Consider the following 17,211-nt stretch of genomic DNA (forward strand, 5'->3'; position numbering starts at 1 on the left):
ACGAACCGACAAACTCGCCATCGCCTACCAGGCCGCACTCCACCTCGCCGGCATCCTCATCTGGACCCGACGCTGACCTAAGAGACAGAACCTAGGCGTGGGACACGTCCGGTTCCGCCAGCAAAGCGGGCACGGTGACGATCGTGACCTCCCTGGTCAGCAGGCGGTGAACGGGACATCGTCCGGCGGCCGCCAGCAACTGCTCCCGTTGAGCCGGCTCCAGGTCCCCGGTCAGCCCCACGTTCTTGACGATGCGCCCTTGGTCGCCGAATCGTACGGCCACGTCGATACGGTCCAGTGGCCAGCCGTGTCGGTCCGCCAGGGCCCGCACGGCCATGGAGGTGCACGACCCCAGCGCGGCCAGAAGCAGCTCTCCCGGGGTGGGACCCGCATCGGTACTGATCGGCTCGGGTTCGTCGGCTGTCAGGTTGTGAGTGCCGATCGCGATGGAGCGGGTGAGCCGTTTGCCTTCGGCAATGGACACGATGCGCGTGGTCATGGGTCTTCCTCTCGACCGAGGTGCGGGGACCATGGTGTAGCTCATCCCCCTCCTGCAGAGACCGAGCGGCGTACGCGCGTGTGACAGGCCGGCCCGGGGGAGTGCGTGCGGTGCCGGCCCCCGAGCCTCATGCCGTGGAGGGCGGCCACGGTCCCCCTACGGCATCACCAGGGCACCACCACGCAGCTCCCACGGGTTCTCCATGGCGCGGTCCCCGCGCTGCCCGCGCGAGGTTGGTCGCAGCGGCGTTCCGAGGCCGCAGACCCACCCCAGCGGAGGAGCCGACCGTGGACACGTACCTGATGGAACCCGGGCGCTCATCGGTGCCGGACGGCTGGGCGGCGACCTCGGCCATCGACGACCTGGAGGGCGCGGCGTCCTTGTTCCTGCGGGCCCGGCCCTCCTTGATCAACATCGCCTATCGGATCCTCGGCGACGTGAGCGAGGCCGAAGACGTCCTCCAGGAGGTCTGGCTGCGGATCCAGCGCACCGACCGCACAGCCGTGCACAGTCCATCGGCGCTGCTCCGGACGATCACCGTCCGGGTGGCGATCAACGTGCTCCAGTCGGCTCGCAGACGGCGGGAGCACTGTGCCACCCCGTGGCTTCCGGAGCCGCCGGACCCCGAGGCCACTCCGGACGCGGTGGCCGAGCGGCAGGACGCCGTGGAGCGAGCGGTCGCCCTGCTGCTGGAGACCCTGACACCCCGGCAGCGCGCCGCATTCGTCCTCCGGGAGGGGTTCGGGTACCCCTACGACAGGATCGCCGGGCTCCTGCACCTCAGCGTCGTCAACGCGAGGCAGCAGGTCACACGCGCCCAGCAGCGTCTCGGTGCACAGCGCCGCCGGCAGTCCGTGGATTCCGTCACGCATCGCCGGTTCGTGCAGGCGTTCCTCGCGGCCGCACAGGCAGGTGACCTGGCCGGTCTGGAGCAGGTCCTCCTGAGCGACGTCGGACGGCCCGCGAGCGCACCGGTGGGCCGGCCGGCGAACGGTTAGCCGCGCGCGTCCCGGCCACAGCCGGAGCACTGCCTCTTCGCCCGGCAGCGTGAGGCGCTCGACATCGCCTTCGGCCTTCCCAAGGGACCGCCACCGAACGCGTTCCTGCTCGGGCCGGCCATCCTGAACCAGTTGGCGACAGGTGGCCCGGGCGCGTCCGCCGATCTGCCTGGTGGTTTTGTGATCCAGAATGATTGGATGGTCACGCTTGAGACTCCCCGTTTGATCCTGCGTCGCTGGCGCGAGGAAGACGTTGCGCCCATGGCTGCCATCAATGCCGACCCCGAGGTCATGCGGTGGATCCGTGACGGCAGCGTCCGTGACGAACAGCAGACTCGCGGCGGGATCCAGGCGTGGGAGAGCGAGTGGGAGTCACAGGGCTTCGGCCTGTTCGCCGTGGAGATCCGGTCCACTGGCGAGCTGGCCGGGTTCACCGGCCTTTCGGTGCCCGCCTTCTTGCCGGAGGTACTGCCGGCGGTTGAGGTCGGCTGGCGGCTGGGACGTTCCCACTGGGGGCAGGGCTTGGCCACCGAGGCCGCTGCGGCCGCTGTACGGTTCGGGTTCGAAGAGCGAGGACTGGAGCGGATCGTCAGCATCACCCAGGTGGGCAACGACGCCTCCGAACGGATCATGACCAAACTGGGGATGCATCCGGTCCGTGAGACCGTCAATCCCACCGGCGGTCGGCGAGTCCGGGTGTTCGCGTTGTCGTCGGACCAGTACGTCACAACCACTCGTTGATGGCGGCAACGAGGACGGTTGCCTCGTAGCGGACCGCGAGTATGTCGTACCTGGGGGCCGGCGTGCGGCGGCCCTGTCTGCCGCCTCCGCCGCGCCGTGCGGGCGGGCATCCCCACCGCGTCCTGTCACAGGTGGAGTACCTGTCCTGTCTGTAGGGCGGAGCCGAGAACCGCCATTGGTACGAGGAGGCATCACATGCAGGTGGCCGTGGCCGGAGGAACCGGTCTGGTGGGGAAGTTCGTCGTCGCGGAGCTGCGGGCCGCGGGACATCGACCCGTGGTACTCGCCCGTTCGCACGGCGTGGACCTGACCACCGGTGCCGGCCTGCAGGAGAGGTTGTCCGGCAGTGCTGCGGTGATCAATGTGACGAACATCGTCACGATGAGGAAGAAGGCCGCGGTCGACTTCTTCTCCCGGACCACCGGCCACCTGCTCTCCGCAGCCCGGTCGGACGGCATCGAGCATCTGGTCACCTTGTCGATCGTCGGCAGCGACGAGGTCGATCTCGGCTACTACTTCGGCAAGCGCGTGCAGGAGGAACTCGTGCGCGACGGAGGTGTGCCGTGGACCGTGCTCCGCGCCACCCAGTTCTTCGAGTTCCCCGAGCCCTTGCTGGACAACCGGTCGCCGGTGGTCGTGATGCCGAGAATGCTCACCCAACCCGTCGCCGCCCAGGACGTCGCCGAGAAGCTCGTCGCACACGCGGTACAGGGCCCTTCGGGAATGGCCCGGGAGATCGCTGGGCCCGACCGGCTGGACATGGTGGACATGACGCGTCGTATCGTGCGCTCCCAGGGGCGGCGCCGGCTCGTCGTGCCGGTGACGCTTCCGGGCAAGGTAGGCAAAGCCATGTCAGCAGGCGGCCTGCTGCCGCGCGGCGAGTACGTCCAGGGCCGCCGGACGTTCGACGACCACCTCGCGTCCCTGGAACGTGCCACGACAACCGGTCGGTGACAGGCGCCCGAGCGTGGGCTCCGCCCTCGGACCGGTCGCACCGCGAAGACCGTCACATCGGCGCTCTCACCGACGAGGTGTCGGTCACAACGCCGTGTGCAGGTGCCGCCGGGAGGTGATGCCGAGCTTGGCGTACACCTTCCTCAGGTGCCATTCCACGGTGTGCGGACTGAGGAACAACTGGGCGCCGATCTCGGAGTTGGTGAGCCCTTCCCGAGCCAGGTGCGCGATCTGGCGCTCCTGGGCGGTGAGCGTCGCCGTGGCGACACCGTCGCGCCGGGTCACCGTCTCGCCGGTGGCCCGCAACTCGCGGACGGCGCGCTCGGCGAATGCAGCCGCACCGAACTCCGTGAACAGCGCGTGCGCCGCGCGCAGTCGCTCCCGGGCGTCAGCGCGACGGCTCTCCCGCCGCAGCCACTCCCCGTACAGCAGGTGCGCCCGGGCCGACTCCACCCGGACCCGGGTACGTCCGAGTCGTTCGATCGCCTCGTGGTACAGCTCTTCGGCCGCGTCGCCTCGACTGAGCAGCGCCCGGGAACGCGCCTGGAGGCCCAACGCCCAGTCCGTGCCGGCGGCGTCCGTGGCCCGGGCCAGCCGGACCAGTGCGGCCTCGGCCGCGTCGTGGCGACCGCTGCGCACTCCGGCCTCCACCAGTTCGACCAGTCCCCAGTTGGCCGCGACCAGGTCCCACTGGTGCGCGCTCGCCACACGGGCCGCGTCGAACGCCTCCTCGTACCTGCCCAGACCGTTGTGGAGGACGGCTGCGGCCCGTCGTGCGACGGCCACGCCCAGTCCCTCGCCACGGTGCACGGCATCGTCCATGCCGGCCCCGATCAGCGGGGCGGCCTCGCGTTCGCGTCCCTGCCAGGCGGCGAGCGTCATCGTGCCGTGAGGCGCGAAGCTGCTGCCGACCGCCTCCTGGACCCGGGCCATCTCCGCGACGAGCAGCGCCGCCGCGTCCAGTTCACCGGCGCACGTGTGGACGACGACCCGCGAGTTGAGCGCGAGCGGCAACTCGGTCAGCGCGCCGACGGCTCGGGCGGTCCGGACATGGCGTGTCACCAGCTCCGTCCACCCCTCGTCGTCCCACATCTCGGCCGCCAGCGCAGAGGCCGGCCACGACCAGCGCAGGACCTCCTCCGGGTCGGTCTCCCGGCGGAGCGCGCGTACCGCTTCACGCGAGACGCGGACCGCGTCGCGGTAGCCGTCGGTGAACCGGGTGGTCAAGGCGTCCAGGAGCAGATCGGCAGTGCGCGGCGGCCTCGTGACGGGTGGCAGTGTCTTCCGTGCCGCCGCCGCCACCTCGCGCACGTTCGCGCCGGAGGCGAGGCGTCCGGCGAACATGGCGGCCGACAGGGTGTCCAGGAAGGTTTCGCGAGCCAGGCCGACATCGAGCGGCACCAGGCGCCTCGCGGTGGCCAGCAGCAGGGGGAGCGCCTCGTCGCCGCGGCTGGAGGCGAAGGCGATCTGGGCCTGTAGGAGATCCACGCGGGCGCGACCGAGTTCGTCCAGGACTCCGCTCCCGGCCAGCGCCAGCAGATCGCGTGCCGCGGCGGGCGCACCGGCGCGGAGTTTCGCCTGAGCCGCGGCGAGGGCACGCGTCGCCTTGCGCCGCGGGTGGGGCGTCAGTACGGCCGCGTGTGCGAGGAACTCCGCCGCTGCGGCGGTGCCGCCTCGCGCCAGCGCCCGCTCGGCCGAGGACTCCAGCTCGGCGGCGATGGCCTCGTCCGGCCGCACCGTCGCCCGCGCCAGGTGCCATGCGCGGCGGTCGGGGTCGAGGACGGGGTCGGTCACCTCCGCCAGGACGCGATGGGTCTCGCGCAGCTCGGCAAGCCCGGCCGACCGGTAGATCGCGGAGCGCAGGAGCGGATGCCGGAAGCGCACCAGAGCCCCGATGTCGAGCAACCCCGCCGTCACCGCCGGGCCGGCCGCGCCGGGGCTGATGTCCAGTCGCTCGGCGGCACGCCTGAGCAGCGTCGCGTCTCCGACCGGCTCGGCGGCGGCGATCAGCAGCAGTTGCTGCGTCGCGGTCGGCAGCGAGCGGACCCGGGCGAGGTAGCTTCGTTCGATACGGCTGGTCACCGGTCCGGGATCGGGCAGGTCGAGCACGTCGGCCGGTCCCGTCTCGATACGGCCGTGGGGGAGTTCCAACAGCGCGAGGGGGTTGCCGCGTGCTTCCGCGAGGACGCGGTCACGAATCCGCTCGTCCATCGGGCCGCCGGCCGCCGCATCCAACAGAGCGCGCGCGTCGGTGTCGTTCAGGCCGTCGACCCGCAGCTCGGGCAGACCGGCCAACTCGTCGCGTCCCCGCTGCTCACGGGTGGCAAAGATCAGTGCCAGCGGTTCGGCGAGCATCCGTCGCGCCACGAACGCCAAGGTGTGCGCGGAGACCCGGTCCAGCCACTGGGCGTCGTCCACGAGGCAGAACAGCGGCTGCTCGGCAGCCACTTCGGTCAGCAGTCCGAGCACGGCCAGACCGACCAGGAACCGGTCCGGAGGCGGTCCCGTGCTGAGTCCGAACGCCGTGGCCAGGGCTTCTCTCTGCGGCGGCGGAAGAGAGCTGACGCGTCCGAGGAACGGGGCACACAACTGGTGCAGTCCCGCGAACGGAAGCTCCATCTCCGACTCGGCACCCGCCCCACGGGCGACGCGGTGCCCGACGACCCGTGCCGCCAGGTGATCCAGCAGAGCGGACTTCCCGATCCCGGCATCACCGCGCAGGACCAGAACGGCGCTGCGTCCTGCCTCCACCTCCGAGACCACATCGTCGAGCGCATCGCACTCGCGGCGCCGACCACGCAACCGCTCCGGACCATTCCCACTCACCGTGACCCCCGCACGCGGGGAGCATAACAACGTCGCGAGCGGCCGAGGTCGTCGTGGCGAGGGGGACGGGCCGACCCGCCTCCGTGCTCCTCACCGCTGTGTTTCTACTCGCTCGTCCCACACGGCAGCGGTCCTGGTGCGGGCCGCAGGGCGCCGTCCGCGGCGAGCACCCCCTCCAGCGGCAGGAGGTCGCCCGACCGGGCCGCCGCGAGGAAGGCCTTCACGAGCCGTCGATGCGCGATGGGGTCCACCGGCCGGGGGCGACGGTTTTGGGCGAGACGCTCCTGCGCACGGAAGACCTGCTGCCTGGCGTTGGTGTCACTGACGTGCAGGATCTCGGAGATACGGGCGTAGGGGTAGCCGAATCCTTCCCGCAGGACATACACCGCGCGTTGCCTCGGCGTCAGCGTCTCCATCAGCAGGCGGACGGCCCGTTCGACGGCGTCCTGCCGCTCGGCCACCGTGTCCGGACCGGCCTGGTGGTCCGCCGACTCCGGCAGCCAGGGGCCGGCGCAGGCCTCCTGACGTCTGCGAGCGGACTGGACGACATTGACGGCCAGCCGGATCGTCGTCGTCCTGAGCAGCGCCGACGGGTTGAGTACGACCGCCCGGTCCGTGCCCTGCCACCGCACCCACGCCTCCTGGAGGATGTCCTCGGCCTCGACGGCGTCGCCGGTGATCCGGTGGGCGATCCTGAGCAGTCCGGGCCGCGCCCGGACGAACACCGACACGGCCTCACCGAGCTCGTCGGCGGCCGGGCGGGGCGCCGTGCCCGGTATCTTCCGGGCCGGCCTGGCTCTGGTCAGTTGCGGGTTCACGACCGGCTCCTTCGCTCGACGGGGTGGTGCCCCGGAGGGCGGCTGACACCCAACGTCACACCCGGGGGTGGCCGATCGCGCCCCGGGGAGACCGTAGGCGGGTTCGTAGTGGTCCGTAGTGGACCCGTGGTGGATCAGCGACGCGTCCGAGGTGGACACGCGTCCGGAGCCCGGCCGTGGGCGCCTGGTCCGCGACGACGGGGCCCGTCCTGCCGGCCGCTCGCCGGGGTGTGCCATGGGCCTCCGCCACCCGCTTCTCCTGCGCGAACACGCAGGAACGTTGTTTTCCGGGGCGAAGGCAGGCATGTCGGCTGGGATCGCGCCTTTGCGGGGCGACGCCGCGAGGTGGCGGAACCGGAAGCGCTGCCCGTCGCCTCACAGTCCGGGAGAACTCGCCTGCGCCGGCCTCCAGCAGCTCCGCGGCCCCATGATGAGTTCGGCCGTCCGGCCGGGCAAGGGACGCGCATCGGAATCTCGCCGGGCCGCGGCCCTGGCGGTGCGTTCGCACCCTGCGCTTGCCTTCTCTTCCTGTCGCGCTTGTCACAAAGGGGAGGGCTACCCAGTCAAACAGGGAGAAACAGCCCTTCCGGGCTTCGGCTGATGTTGCGACGTCGGGATACCGGCGTGACATCGGAGGCGGAGAGGAGACGAGATCACATGCTGCTCGAGATGGATCATCCCAGCCTTCGGGAGACTGGCGGCGCGGGGCTCACCGCGGGGGAGGGCACCCTGGCCGCCGGCTCCGCTCTCCGCGAGTCCGACCGGACGGCGTGTGATCCACAGCCCTCCGTTCGTCCCCTGCTCACGCAGCCCGTGAAATGGCTGATCGGCGTGCCCTTCCGGCCCGGCGGCTCCCGTGTGATCTGGATGTACTACGTGGTGGACGAGGCCCGTGACGTCCCCGACGCCGTGCACACCGCCATGGAGCGCGCCAACAGCGCCCAGGAGCGGCGGGCGCGCGGCGGGATGCCCGTGGCGGCAGAGCACATCGAGGTGCAGAGGATTCTGCGGGATGCCATAGGGCGCACCAGCCTGGACGGCTGCGGGTGACGTGCCGGCGGCGCCCTCGTGGTGGACGTCGGTCAGATCGCAGGACGGCGCAGAGCCCACGTGGGTGGCCCGCGGCACATCCTGCCTGCCTGGACCCGCCTCCCTATGCGGGCGTGGCTGTGGGACGGCCGGTGAGTGTGGTGCGGAGCTGCCTGCGGGAGGTGATGCCGAGTTTGGCGAAGACCTTGCGCAGGTGCCACTCGACGGTGTGGGGGCTGATGAACAGTTCGGCCCCGATCTCGGGATGGGTGAGTCCGTCCCGGGCCAATCCCGCGATCTGTGCCTCCTGAGCGGTGAGCTCCGCAGGAGCGGCGATGACATGCCGGGTCACGGTCTCACCGATGGCCTGCAACTCGCGGCCCGTGCGGCGGGCGAAAGCACCGGCACCGAACCGGGTGACGGTGGGGCAGCGCACGGCGGGCACGTGACGCGGATCATGGGCATGGGATGGCATGGATGCCCCGTGGCGACCGATGTTGTCTTGGCGGCATGAACGAAAACCCTACGGTTCCTTTCCCCACTCCCTCCCACTGGGTCGACGGCCGGGCTGTCCAGGGCTCCGGGCCACTGATCGACGTGGTGAATCCCGCCGACGAATCGGTGATCGCCACGGTGCGCGAAGGCACGGCGGAGGACGTGGACATGGCGGTGGAGGCCGCGCTCGCCGCCTTCCCCGGATGGGCCTCGACGTCCCCCCAGCACCGTACGGCCGTCATGCGGCGCCTGGCCGAGGGCCTTCAGCGGCACGCCGAGGAACTGGCGGCCACCGTCACCCTGGAAATGGGCGCCCCGATCGCTTTCTCCCGGGAGGCGCAGGTGGGGTTCCCGGTCGCGTCGACCTTGGCCGCGATCACAGCGGCCGAGCAGTTCGAGTGGACGGAGGTGGTCGAGAACTCGCTCGTCATCCGCGAGCCCATCGGCGTGGTGGGGGCCATCACCCCGTGGAACTTCCCGCTCCAGCAACTGGTGACCAAGGTCGTCCCCGCGATGCTGGCGGGCAACACCGTCGTGCTCAAGCCCTCCGAGATCTCCCCTCTCAGTGCCCGGATGTTCGCGGAGATCGCCACCGAGGCGGGTCTCCCGAACGGTGTGTTCAACGTGGTGCAGGGCACCGGCCCGGTCGTCGGCGAGGCCCTCTCCCGCCACCCGAAGATCGACATGATCTCCTTCACCGGGTCCACCCGCGCCGGCAGAAGCGTCTCCGTCGCGGCATCCGACACGATCAAGCGGGTCGCACTCGAACTGGGTGGCAAGGCGGCCCACATCGTCCTCCCCGAAGCCGACCTCGACTTCGCCGTCGGCCGCGGACTGGCCTATGCCTGGGCCAATGGCGGTCAGGCCTGCGGCGCCTACGTGCGCATGCTCGTGCCCGAGGGCCTTCAGGAGACCGTGGTCGACAAGCTCCGGGCCGCGGCCGAGGAGTACGTCGTCGGTGATCCCAGCGACGAGGGCACGCGGATCGGCCCGCTCGCCTCGGAGGCCCAGCGCCGACGCGTCGACGGCTACATCCGGCGTGGCATCGCCGACGGCGCCACGCTCGTGGTCGGCGGCCCCGGCCGGCCGGAGGGCTTCGAGACCGGTGCCTACGTCAAGCCCACGATCTTCTCCGACGTCGACCCCCAGTCGGTCATCGCCCAGGAGGAGATCTTCGGCCCCGTCCTCGTCGTCATCCCCTACGTCGACGACGACCACGCCGTCGAGATCGCCAACGGCACGATCTACGGACTCAACGGCGCGGTGACCGGTGACGAGGACCACGCCGTGACGATCGCCCGGCGCCTGCGCGTCGGCCAGGTCGACGTCAACGGTGGACAGCACAACTTCCAGGCCCCGTTCGGCGGGTACAAGCAGTCCGGCAACGGCCGGGAGATGGGCCGTGCCGGTCTCGAGGAGTTCCTCGAGACCAAGGCGATCACCCGCTGACACACCGCGTCGCCACCGCCCCGAGGGGCGAGCCGGGACCTCGACGCTCCTCCCGGGCCCAGCGCGGCCGTGGACGAAACACCCCCTCGCCACGGCCGCCGGAGCCGTCGGCCCCGCGGCGGAAACAACGCCGGCGAAGAAGCTCCCGCTCGATCCGCGATGGGTGCGGGACGGCACACTGTTTCGGGGAATGAGTGCTCCTGGCCGCATTGCTCACACCGTTGAAGTACGAGTGGGCGGCCGCGGTCGAGGCGGCACGTCCCTCCCGCGAGCCCGTCCCGGACATCCGCGGACCGGCACATCCTGTCGGGGACGGCACCGTCCCGTGAGAAAGGACAGCCATGGCAGACCGGGCAGCACTGGCAGCCTTTCTGCGGGCGCGCCGCGAAGCCCTGCAACCGGAGGACGTCGGGCTGCCCCGCGGCCGGCGCAGGCGTACCGGAGGGCTGCGCCGCGAGGAGGTCGCGGCACTCTGCGACATGTCCGTGGACTACTACAGCCGGCTCGAGCAGCCGCGAGGTCCCCACCCCTCGGAACAGATGCTCGCCGCGATGGCCCGCGGACTGCACCTGTCACTGGAAGAGCGCGATGTCCTCTTCCAGCTCGCCGGTCACGCCCTGCCGCACCGGGTGCGGCGCGGCGACCACATCAGTCCAGGGATGATGCGCATCCTGGACCGGCTCGAGGACACCCCCGCCCAGGTGATGAACCACCTGGGCGAGACACTGAAGCAGACGCGCTCGGCGGTGACGCTGCTGGGTGACGAGACGGCCTACACCGGGCTGGCACGCAGTGCCCACTACCGCTGGTTCACCGACCCGGTCTCCCGCTCGGTCCGCCCCGAGAGCGACCACGCCGAGCAGAGCCGTCTGATGGTGGCGGACCTCCACGGCGCCTACACCCGCGACGGCGACGACTCGCGTGCCGCCGAGCTCGTGGACGCGCTCAACAGGGAAAGCCCCGAGTTCGCCGGCATCTGGCGCGAGCGCCCCGTGCTGGGGCCCTACTGCGCTTCCAAACGCTTCCGGCACCCGCAGGTCGGCACGCTGGAACTGCACTGCCAGACGCTGGTCGACCCCGACCAGTCGCAGCGGCTCGTGGTCTACACCGCGACACCGGGCACGGAGAGCCACACCAACCTCCGACTGCTGTCCCTTCTGCCGATCGCCGAGGGGACGTCCGCCCCGGGCACGCCGTGAGGAAGCCGACGCTTCAGTGACGGCGCGAGCGGGGGCCCGCCCGTTCCGGCCGACATCCTCACGGCACGCACCCTCGGCGCCATCGCCATCGCCATCGCGCCGAAGCTCTTGCCCGCGGCCCAGGCCGGCGGGCCCGCCAACGCCATGACTCCGCGAGGGCGTTCCCCGATGAACCGCCGGTGCCCGTCGGCGGCATCGGGGAGGCGGATTCCCGCGCCGACCGCCACTACCCGGGTACCGGACCGGCTGACTCCTACTCGAGCAACGCGTCGGCTGAGACGTCGTGCATCAACTCGGCGATGTCGGTGGGGATGGGCGGGACGGGTTCGCGCCGCACACCCGTCGTCGGGGACCAGACCAGGTTGACCTTCAGGTCCGGGTCGACCTCGGGGTAGTCGGACCGGAGGTGACAGCCCCGTGTCTCCCGCCGCTCCAACGCGCACTCGAGTGTCGCGCGAGCGGCGAGAACGGCGGACCTGAGGTCATAGGCGTACGCCAGATCCTGAAAGCCGCCGATGTCGATGTGCACGCCGACGTCCGGCATGCGGGCCTCGATCTCGTCGAGTTCGGCGAGCCCGGCGGTGAGCCCGGCCTCGTCCCGCACGACACCGGCGCGCTCCGTCATCAGCCGGCGCACCGACCGCAGCAGCGCGCGGACGCTCCGGTCGCCGTCGGCGGCCAGAAGCCGGGTCACGTCCGCCTCCGCGGCGCGAACCGCCGCCGGCGACCGTCGCTGGGCGGTGAGCCTGGCCGAGTACTCCGCCGCGGCCCGGCCGGCGATCCGGCCGTAGACGAGCAGTTCGATCAGCGAGTTCTCCTCCAGCCGGTTCGCGCCGTGCAGACCACTGGCCGCCTCCCCGATCACGAAGAGCCCGCTGACATCGGTGCTGTGGTCCTCGGGCCGGACCCAGACCCCGCCCAGGGAGTACTGGGCGGTCGGCGCGACCTCGACGGGGTCGCGGGTGATGTCGAGCATCTGCAGGTCCAACAGGGTCTGGTGCACCCGCGGCAGCCGCGTCAGGACCGTCTCACGCGGTAGATGGGACAGGTCGAGCCATACGCCGCCGCCCTGGGTGCCGCGGCCCTCCTTGATCTCGGTGTAGGACGCCAGTGCGACCTTGTCCCGGCTGCCGAGCTCCATCCGCTCGGCGTCGTAGCGCGTCATGAACCGTTCCCCGAGGTTGTTGAGCAGGATGCCGCCCTCGCCGCGTGCCGCCTCGCTGACGAGCATGCCGGCCGCGTTCTCCGGCCTGATCAGCCCGAAGGGGTGGAACTGCACCAGCTCGGGGTCACGCAACCGGGCACCGGCCTCGACGGCGAGGCGGAACGAGTCGCCGGTGTTCTCGTTGCGACGCGAGGACGTACGCCGCCAGATGCGCGTGTGTCCTCCGGTCGCGAGGATCACGGAGTCGGCGTGCACGAGATAGCGCGAGCCGTCGACGAGGTCGAATCCATAGGCACCGAACACCGTCCCGTCCTCGACCAGCAGCCGGGTGACGTACACACTCGACAGGACGGGAATGGCGAGCTGCTTCGCGCGTTCGCGGAGTGCTCGCCGCACCTCCGGGCCGGTGTACTCGTCGGCGAACGCGGTGCGGCGGTACCTGTGGTCGCCGAACTGACGCTGGGCGGGCCCGCCGTAGCCCTGGCGGTCGAGACGCGTGCCGTAGCGTCCCGTGTCGTGGAATCCCTGTGCGGCGTAGCGGGCCACGACCTGCGCGGTGCGTGGGTCGGCCAGCAAGTGGCCCTCGTGCAACGTGTCGGCCGCGTGCCGTTCCCATCGTTCCCACGTGTCGTCGTGGCCGGCGGTGGCGGGCGCCCTCTCGGAACCTCCGTATGCCATGACAGCGTGGACATCGTCGGCCGTGTGTCTGACCACCGCGATGACGGCGACACCGGCCTCGGCGACTTCGACGGCCGCGCGAAGGCCTGACCCACCGGCTCCCACCACGAGAACGGACGTGGCGAGCTGGTGTCCGAGCGAAGACATGGAACCTCCTGCGGCAGCGGACGGACGAGATCATAGGCAGTGGTCGACCGGACAACAGGCTCGCGTGTGACAGCGTTGGGGAACTTACTGGCGTGGAGTCCGTCACAACAGTTCGACACAACGTGTGGGTGCTGCCCCAGGTATCGTTGCAAGGATCGTTCCGACAACCGTTGTGGGAGCTTGCATCCCCGGATTCCCCGAAGGAGCCGCCTCGCATGATCGCCAGTCCGCTTCCCGACCTGGTCGGTCGGCATCGCGAGTGCGCGGCGCTCGACGACCTGCTGGCCGGCCTGCGCGGCAGCGGGTCCCGAGTACTGGTGGTCCGTGGCGAGGCCGGCATCGGGAAGTCGGTGCTTCTGGAGTACGTGGCCGCGCAGGCGTCCGGGGTGAAGGTGACCTGGGCGCACGGCATCGAGGCCGACATGGAGCTGCCCTACGCGAGCCTGCACCAACTGTGCACGCCGTTCCTGGGCGAGCTCGACGCGCTGCCGGAACCCCAGCGCGACGCCCTCCGTGTGGCGTTCGGGATGGCGGCCGGAGATCCGCCCGACCGCTTCCTGGTCGGCCTGGCCGTGCTCACTCTGCTCACCCGGGCCTCGGATACCCGACCGGTGCTCGTCCTGGTCGACGACGCTCAGTGGCTGGACCAGGTGTCCTTGCAGACCCTGGAGTTCGTGGCCCGGCGGCTGCTCGCCGAGGCGGTCGCGATGGCGTTCGCGGTACGCGACCCCGAGGGACAGGAAGCACTTGCCGGTCTGCCGGCGCTGCGGATCGGCGGTCTCGACACCGCCGCGGCCGGTGAGCTCCTCGAGGCCGCCGTCGGCGGGCGGCTGGAGAAACGGGTCCGGGACCGGTTCGTGGCCGAGATGCACGGCAACCCACTCGCGCTGCTCGAATTCTCCCGCGGCCGCAGCGCCGCCGAGCTGGCGTACGGCCTGGACTCGTCGAGTTTCCCGAGCATCCCGGGGCCGGTTGCGAGCCGTGTCGAACGGGACTTCGCCAGCCGGCTCGGTGCGCTGCCGGCGGCGACCCGGACACTGCTGCTGATCGCCGCGGCGGAACCGGTCGGTGACGCGCGCCTGCTGGTTCGCGCAGCCGCCTCTCTCAAGATCGCTCCCCATGCCGCACCGGCCAAGGCGGCCGGCCTCATCGAATTCGGTGAGTCCATCCGGTTTCGGCACCCGCTGGTCCGTTCGGCGGTCTACCACGGAGCCGAACCCGAAGAACGCCGAGCGGTGCACCGGGCGCTGGCCGAGGTCACGGACCCGGTCCTGGACCCCGACCGGCGCGCCTGGCACGCCGCCCAGGCCGCCGACGGGCCGGACGAGGAGGTCGCCGCGGGGCTGGAGCAGGCCGCCGACCGCGCGCGTCAGCGCGGTGGCATCGCGGCCGAGGCGGTACTGCTGGAGCGTGCGGCCGAGGTGACGCCGGACCCGTGGCGGCGGGGGCGCCGAGCCCTCGCGGCCGCCGAGGCGCACTTCTCGGCCGCGGCGCCCGACCGCGCCACGGAACTCGCGACGGTGGCCGAACTGTGTCCCCTGAGCGTCCTGGATCGCGCCCGCCTGGCGCGCCTGCGGGCCAGGATCCTCTTCGCCCGCAGCCGCAGCGACGAGGCGGCACCTCTGCTCCTCGAGGCCGCCGCACAGTTCACCGCAGCCGGGTCGCCACTGGCGCGGGAGACGTACCTGGAGGCGATCAGCGCGACCATCTTCGCCGGCCGGGTCCACGGCCCGACAGGTGCCCGGGCCGCCGCGATCGCGGCCCGCGGGTCCGGGGCGCCCCCCTCGGGTTCCAAGGCCGCCGACCTGCTGCTCGACGGTGTGGCCGCGCTCCTCGCGGACGGGTGCGAGACCGGTGTCCCGGCACTGCGCGGCGCGCTGGAGCTGCTCACACACGAGGAACTCGGCAGCCGGGAGGCGACCGTGCGCTGGCTCCTGCTGGCCCCGGTCGCGCTGGAGGCGTTCATTCACTACGCCTGGGACCTGCACGCGTGGGACACGCTCTCGAGCCGCGCGGTGCGCCTGGCCCGCGACATCGGAGCGCTCGGCGTGCTGCCACCGGCCCTCATCTACGCCGGCGGGGTGCACATCCACTACGGCGACTTCGCCGAGGCATCCCGGATGATCGACGAAGCCGACGCGCTCGCCGCCGCGACCGGCCACGCCCCGCACAAGTACGCGACGCTTGTCCTGGCCGCGTGGCGAGGCGAGGCGGACGTCGCCGCCGGCATCATCGAAGAAGCCAGGCAGAGTGCCGAACAACGAGGCGAGGTGTCTCTGTTGGGCGCCATGGGCTACATCCAAGGCGTGCTGTTCAACGGCCTCGCACGCTACGAGGAGGCCCTGGAGGCCGCTCGCACGGGCATCGAGCACGACGGGTTCAACTTCACCGGCCTGTCGCTGGTCGAACACGTCGAGGCCGCTACCCGGTGCGGTGAGCTCGACCAGGCCCGCACCTCGCTGGCCCGGCTGGTCGAACTCACCCGTGCCGCCGACTCCGGCTGGGCCCGTGGCGCCGGCGCCCGCAGCCAGGCTCTCCTCACCGACGGTGACGAGGCCGATCGTCTGTACCGGACCGCGATCGCGGAGTTCCGCCGCGGCAGTGTGGCCGTGGAGGTGGCACGCACCCACCTGCTGTACGGCGAGTGGCTACGCCGCAGCCACCGCCGTTCGCTGGCCCGCGAGCACCTTCGCACGGCTCACGAGATGTTCGACGGAATGCGGGCGCACGCGTTCGCCGAGCGAGCTCGCCGCGAGCTGCTCGCCACCGGCGAGCACGTCAGGGCGCGGGAGGACAAGCCGGCGAGCGTCCTCACCCCCCAGGAGTCGCAGGTCGCGACGCTCGCCGCCGACGGCATGACGAACGCGAAGATCGGCGCGGAGCTGTTCATCAGCCCCCACACCGTGGAGTGGCACCTCCGGAAGGTGTACACGAAGCTCGGCATCAACTCACGACGCGCGCTGCCGGGTGCCCTCGCGAGCGCCCCGGCCACGGACACCCTGGACGAGGGCACGGTGCGATCCGGCTGAGGGCCGGTGCGGGCACCCCCCGGACCCCCACGGGACCCCTACGGACTCGACCATGGGCGACAAGGGCGCGGTGAACGGTGCCCCCGACCGAGGGTGGAACCATCGCCCTCGACGGGCGCCCGTCCACGAAGAGGAGTTCCCGATGTCCGCGCCCAGCCCGGAGACGACAACGCCGACCGAACCCCCGGCCGCCCGGCCGGACGAGGACGACCTGGACATCGCCCTCGACGTCTTCCTGGCCCAGCGGACACGACTGTTCCGCATCGCCTACCAGATTCTCGGTGACGCCTCGGGAGCCGAAGACGTGGTCCAGGAGGTCTGGCTGCGTTGGCAGCTCACCCACCGCGCGAAGATCAGGAATCCGGCCGCGTTCCTGACCACGGCCACGACCCGTCTGGCGATCAACGTCGTCCAGTCCGCGCGGCACCGCCACGAAACCCCGGCCGACTCACAGGTGGCCGACCTCGGCGACCGGGCCGCCCAGGACCCCGTGCTGCGTGCCGAGCAAGCCGTGGCGGTCGAGGCGGCCTTGGCCCTGCTCATGGCGAGGCTGACGCCGGACCGGCTGGCCGCCTACGTGCTGCGGAAAGGGTTCGACTACGCCTATGCCGATCTTGCGGGGCTGCTTCGGATCAGCGCCCCTCACGCACGCGTAGTGGTCCACCGCGCGCAGGCCCGCCTCGAGTGCGACCGAGAGCGGCCGGTCCCCGCTGAGTCGCACAGTCGCCTCGTCGCCGCGTTCCGGACCGCGGCCGGCACCGGTGACCTGGAAGGCCTTGTGCGGCTTCTCGTACCCGAGGGCAATGTCCACCGCCTGCCCTCATCGGCCCGCCGATCACCCCGCCCGGGTCACGAAGCCGCCCGAAACGCCGCGTGAGAGCAGGCGGCGAGGCGGACAGAGGCATCCCACGAGTCGATGATCAAGAGATGGCGTCTGCTACCGGCCACGGCAGGACGAGACGCATAGAGGCACCTTGCGAGCCGACCGTACGGCCCCCAGTACGGGCGAGGTTGCCGGCGCCCGTCCCCGACCGGGCCGGCGGAACCCGTCGACGCTGTACGACAGCAGCGACACGGCTGTCACAACGACGGCCGCGGACTTGTCTACTTGGTGCGGACAAGCGGCGGCGGCTCACTCGCCGCACTCTCCTGCCGGGACGTCCCTCCGGGAGGTGACAGTCGGA

At 71.3% G+C, this 17,211-nt stretch carries 12 protein-coding genes and 1 pseudogene; 8 read left to right on the forward strand and 5 right to left on the reverse strand.

Features of this window, described 5'->3' with window-relative positions; all coding sequences use genetic code 11:
• Window positions 1–91: 91 nt before the first annotated feature.
• Window positions 92–499, reverse strand: coding sequence for an OsmC family protein (locus ACGFRF_RS27285; protein WP_393744293.1), 408 nt, complete (start codon window positions 497–499; stop codon window positions 92–94).
• 287 nt (window positions 500–786) lie between these two features.
• Between ACGFRF_RS27285 and ACGFRF_RS27290 the strand changes: the two genes are divergently transcribed.
• The 3 genes from ACGFRF_RS27290 (at window position 787) to ACGFRF_RS27300 (ending at window position 3,192) form a co-directional block, all read left to right on the forward strand.
• On the forward strand, window positions 787–1,497 hold the full coding sequence (locus ACGFRF_RS27290) for a sigma-70 family RNA polymerase sigma factor (protein WP_393744295.1): 711 nt from the start codon (window positions 787–789) through the stop codon (window positions 1,495–1,497).
• A gap of 198 nt (window positions 1,498–1,695) precedes the next feature.
• Window positions 1,696–2,238, forward strand: coding sequence for a GNAT family N-acetyltransferase (locus ACGFRF_RS27295; protein ID WP_393744297.1), 543 nt, complete (start codon window positions 1,696–1,698; stop codon window positions 2,236–2,238).
• 195 nt (window positions 2,239–2,433) lie between these two features.
• The gene (locus tag ACGFRF_RS27300) at window positions 2,434–3,192 is read left to right on the forward strand and encodes an SDR family oxidoreductase (protein WP_393744299.1); all 759 of its coding nucleotides are present in this window, start codon (window positions 2,434–2,436) and stop codon (window positions 3,190–3,192) included.
• An 84-nt stretch (window positions 3,193–3,276) separates the two neighbouring features.
• Here ACGFRF_RS27300 and ACGFRF_RS27305 read toward each other — a convergent pair whose 3' ends face one another.
• Together ACGFRF_RS27305 and ACGFRF_RS27310 are read right to left on the reverse strand one after the other, a co-directional pair.
• A complete protein-coding gene (locus ACGFRF_RS27305; protein WP_393744300.1) occupies window positions 3,277–6,018 on the reverse strand; it encodes an AAA family ATPase in 2,742 nt (913 codons plus the stop codon).
• Between the two features lie 104 nt (window positions 6,019–6,122).
• Entirely contained in the window at window positions 6,123–6,836 is a 714-nt protein-coding gene (locus ACGFRF_RS27310) for a sigma-70 family RNA polymerase sigma factor (protein WP_393744302.1), read from the reverse strand.
• A 657-nt stretch (window positions 6,837–7,493) separates the two neighbouring features.
• On the opposite strand from ACGFRF_RS27310, the gene ACGFRF_RS27315 reads away from it, so the two are divergent.
• On the forward strand, window positions 7,494–7,886 hold the full coding sequence (locus tag ACGFRF_RS27315) for a hypothetical protein (RefSeq protein ID WP_393744303.1): 393 nt from the start codon (window positions 7,494–7,496) through the stop codon (window positions 7,884–7,886).
• 103 nt (window positions 7,887–7,989) lie between these two features.
• Here the strand turns inward: ACGFRF_RS27315 and ACGFRF_RS27320 are convergent.
• A pseudogene (locus ACGFRF_RS27320) lies at window positions 7,990–8,283 on the reverse strand (helix-turn-helix transcriptional regulator); the annotation flags it as partial.
• 59 nt (window positions 8,284–8,342) lie between these two features.
• Between ACGFRF_RS27320 and ACGFRF_RS27325 the strand changes: the two are divergent.
• Both ACGFRF_RS27325 and ACGFRF_RS27330 read left to right on the forward strand, forming a co-directional pair.
• Window positions 8,343–9,809, forward strand: coding sequence for an aldehyde dehydrogenase family protein (locus tag ACGFRF_RS27325; protein WP_393744644.1), 1,467 nt, complete (start codon window positions 8,343–8,345; stop codon window positions 9,807–9,809).
• Between the two features lie 341 nt (window positions 9,810–10,150).
• Complete coding sequence (locus tag ACGFRF_RS27330; RefSeq protein WP_393744305.1) at window positions 10,151–11,008, forward strand: helix-turn-helix transcriptional regulator; 858 nt, start codon at window positions 10,151–10,153, stop codon at window positions 11,006–11,008.
• A gap of 253 nt (window positions 11,009–11,261) precedes the next feature.
• Here ACGFRF_RS27330 and ACGFRF_RS27335 read toward each other — a convergent pair whose 3' ends face one another.
• Window positions 11,262–12,998 carry an FAD-binding protein gene (locus tag ACGFRF_RS27335; RefSeq protein WP_393744306.1) on the reverse strand — a complete coding sequence of 579 codons (1,737 nt, stop codon included), beginning with the start codon at window positions 12,996–12,998 and terminating at the stop codon, window positions 11,262–11,264.
• A gap of 215 nt (window positions 12,999–13,213) precedes the next feature.
• On the opposite strand from ACGFRF_RS27335, the gene ACGFRF_RS27340 reads away from it, so the two are divergent.
• Complete coding sequence (locus ACGFRF_RS27340) at window positions 13,214–16,027, forward strand: AAA family ATPase (protein ID WP_393744308.1); 2,814 nt, start codon at window positions 13,214–13,216, stop codon at window positions 16,025–16,027.
• A gap of 142 nt (window positions 16,028–16,169) precedes the next feature.
• Window positions 16,170–16,904 carry a sigma factor gene (locus ACGFRF_RS27345; protein WP_393744310.1) on the forward strand — a complete coding sequence of 245 codons (735 nt, stop codon included), beginning with the start codon at window positions 16,170–16,172 and terminating at the stop codon, window positions 16,902–16,904.
• Window positions 16,905–17,211: the final 307 nt, after the last annotated feature.

Source organism: Streptomyces sp. NPDC048521 (assembly GCF_043199855.1).
In the GTDB taxonomy this organism is placed as follows: Bacteria; Actinomycetota; Actinomycetes; order Streptomycetales; family Streptomycetaceae; genus Streptomyces.

What these genes read in the sequence shown, in the direction of transcription:
- ACGFRF_RS27330 (WP_393744305.1), top strand. Translation starts at nt 10,151, where the DNA reads ATGGCAGACCGGGCAGCACTGGCAGCCTTTCTGCGGGCGCGCCGCGAA.
- ACGFRF_RS27340 (WP_393744308.1), top strand. Translation starts at nt 13,214, where the DNA reads ATGATCGCCAGTCCGCTTCCCGACCTGGTCGGTCGGCATCGCGAGTGC.
- ACGFRF_RS27285 (WP_393744293.1), bottom strand. Translation starts at nt 499, where the DNA reads ATGACCACGCGCATCGTGTCCATTGCCGAAGGCAAACGGCTCACCCGC.
- ACGFRF_RS27335 (WP_393744306.1), bottom strand. Translation starts at nt 12,998, where the DNA reads ATGTCTTCGCTCGGACACCAGCTCGCCACGTCCGTTCTCGTGGTGGGA.
- ACGFRF_RS27325 (WP_393744644.1), top strand. Translation starts at nt 8,343, where the DNA reads ATGCCCCGTGGCGACCGATGTTGTCTTGGCGGCATGAACGAAAACCCT.
- ACGFRF_RS27345 (WP_393744310.1), top strand. Translation starts at nt 16,170, where the DNA reads ATGTCCGCGCCCAGCCCGGAGACGACAACGCCGACCGAACCCCCGGCC.
- ACGFRF_RS27300 (WP_393744299.1), top strand. Translation starts at nt 2,434, where the DNA reads ATGCAGGTGGCCGTGGCCGGAGGAACCGGTCTGGTGGGGAAGTTCGTC.
- ACGFRF_RS27295 (WP_393744297.1), top strand. Translation starts at nt 1,696, where the DNA reads ATGGTCACGCTTGAGACTCCCCGTTTGATCCTGCGTCGCTGGCGCGAG.
- ACGFRF_RS27315 (WP_393744303.1), top strand. Translation starts at nt 7,494, where the DNA reads ATGCTGCTCGAGATGGATCATCCCAGCCTTCGGGAGACTGGCGGCGCG.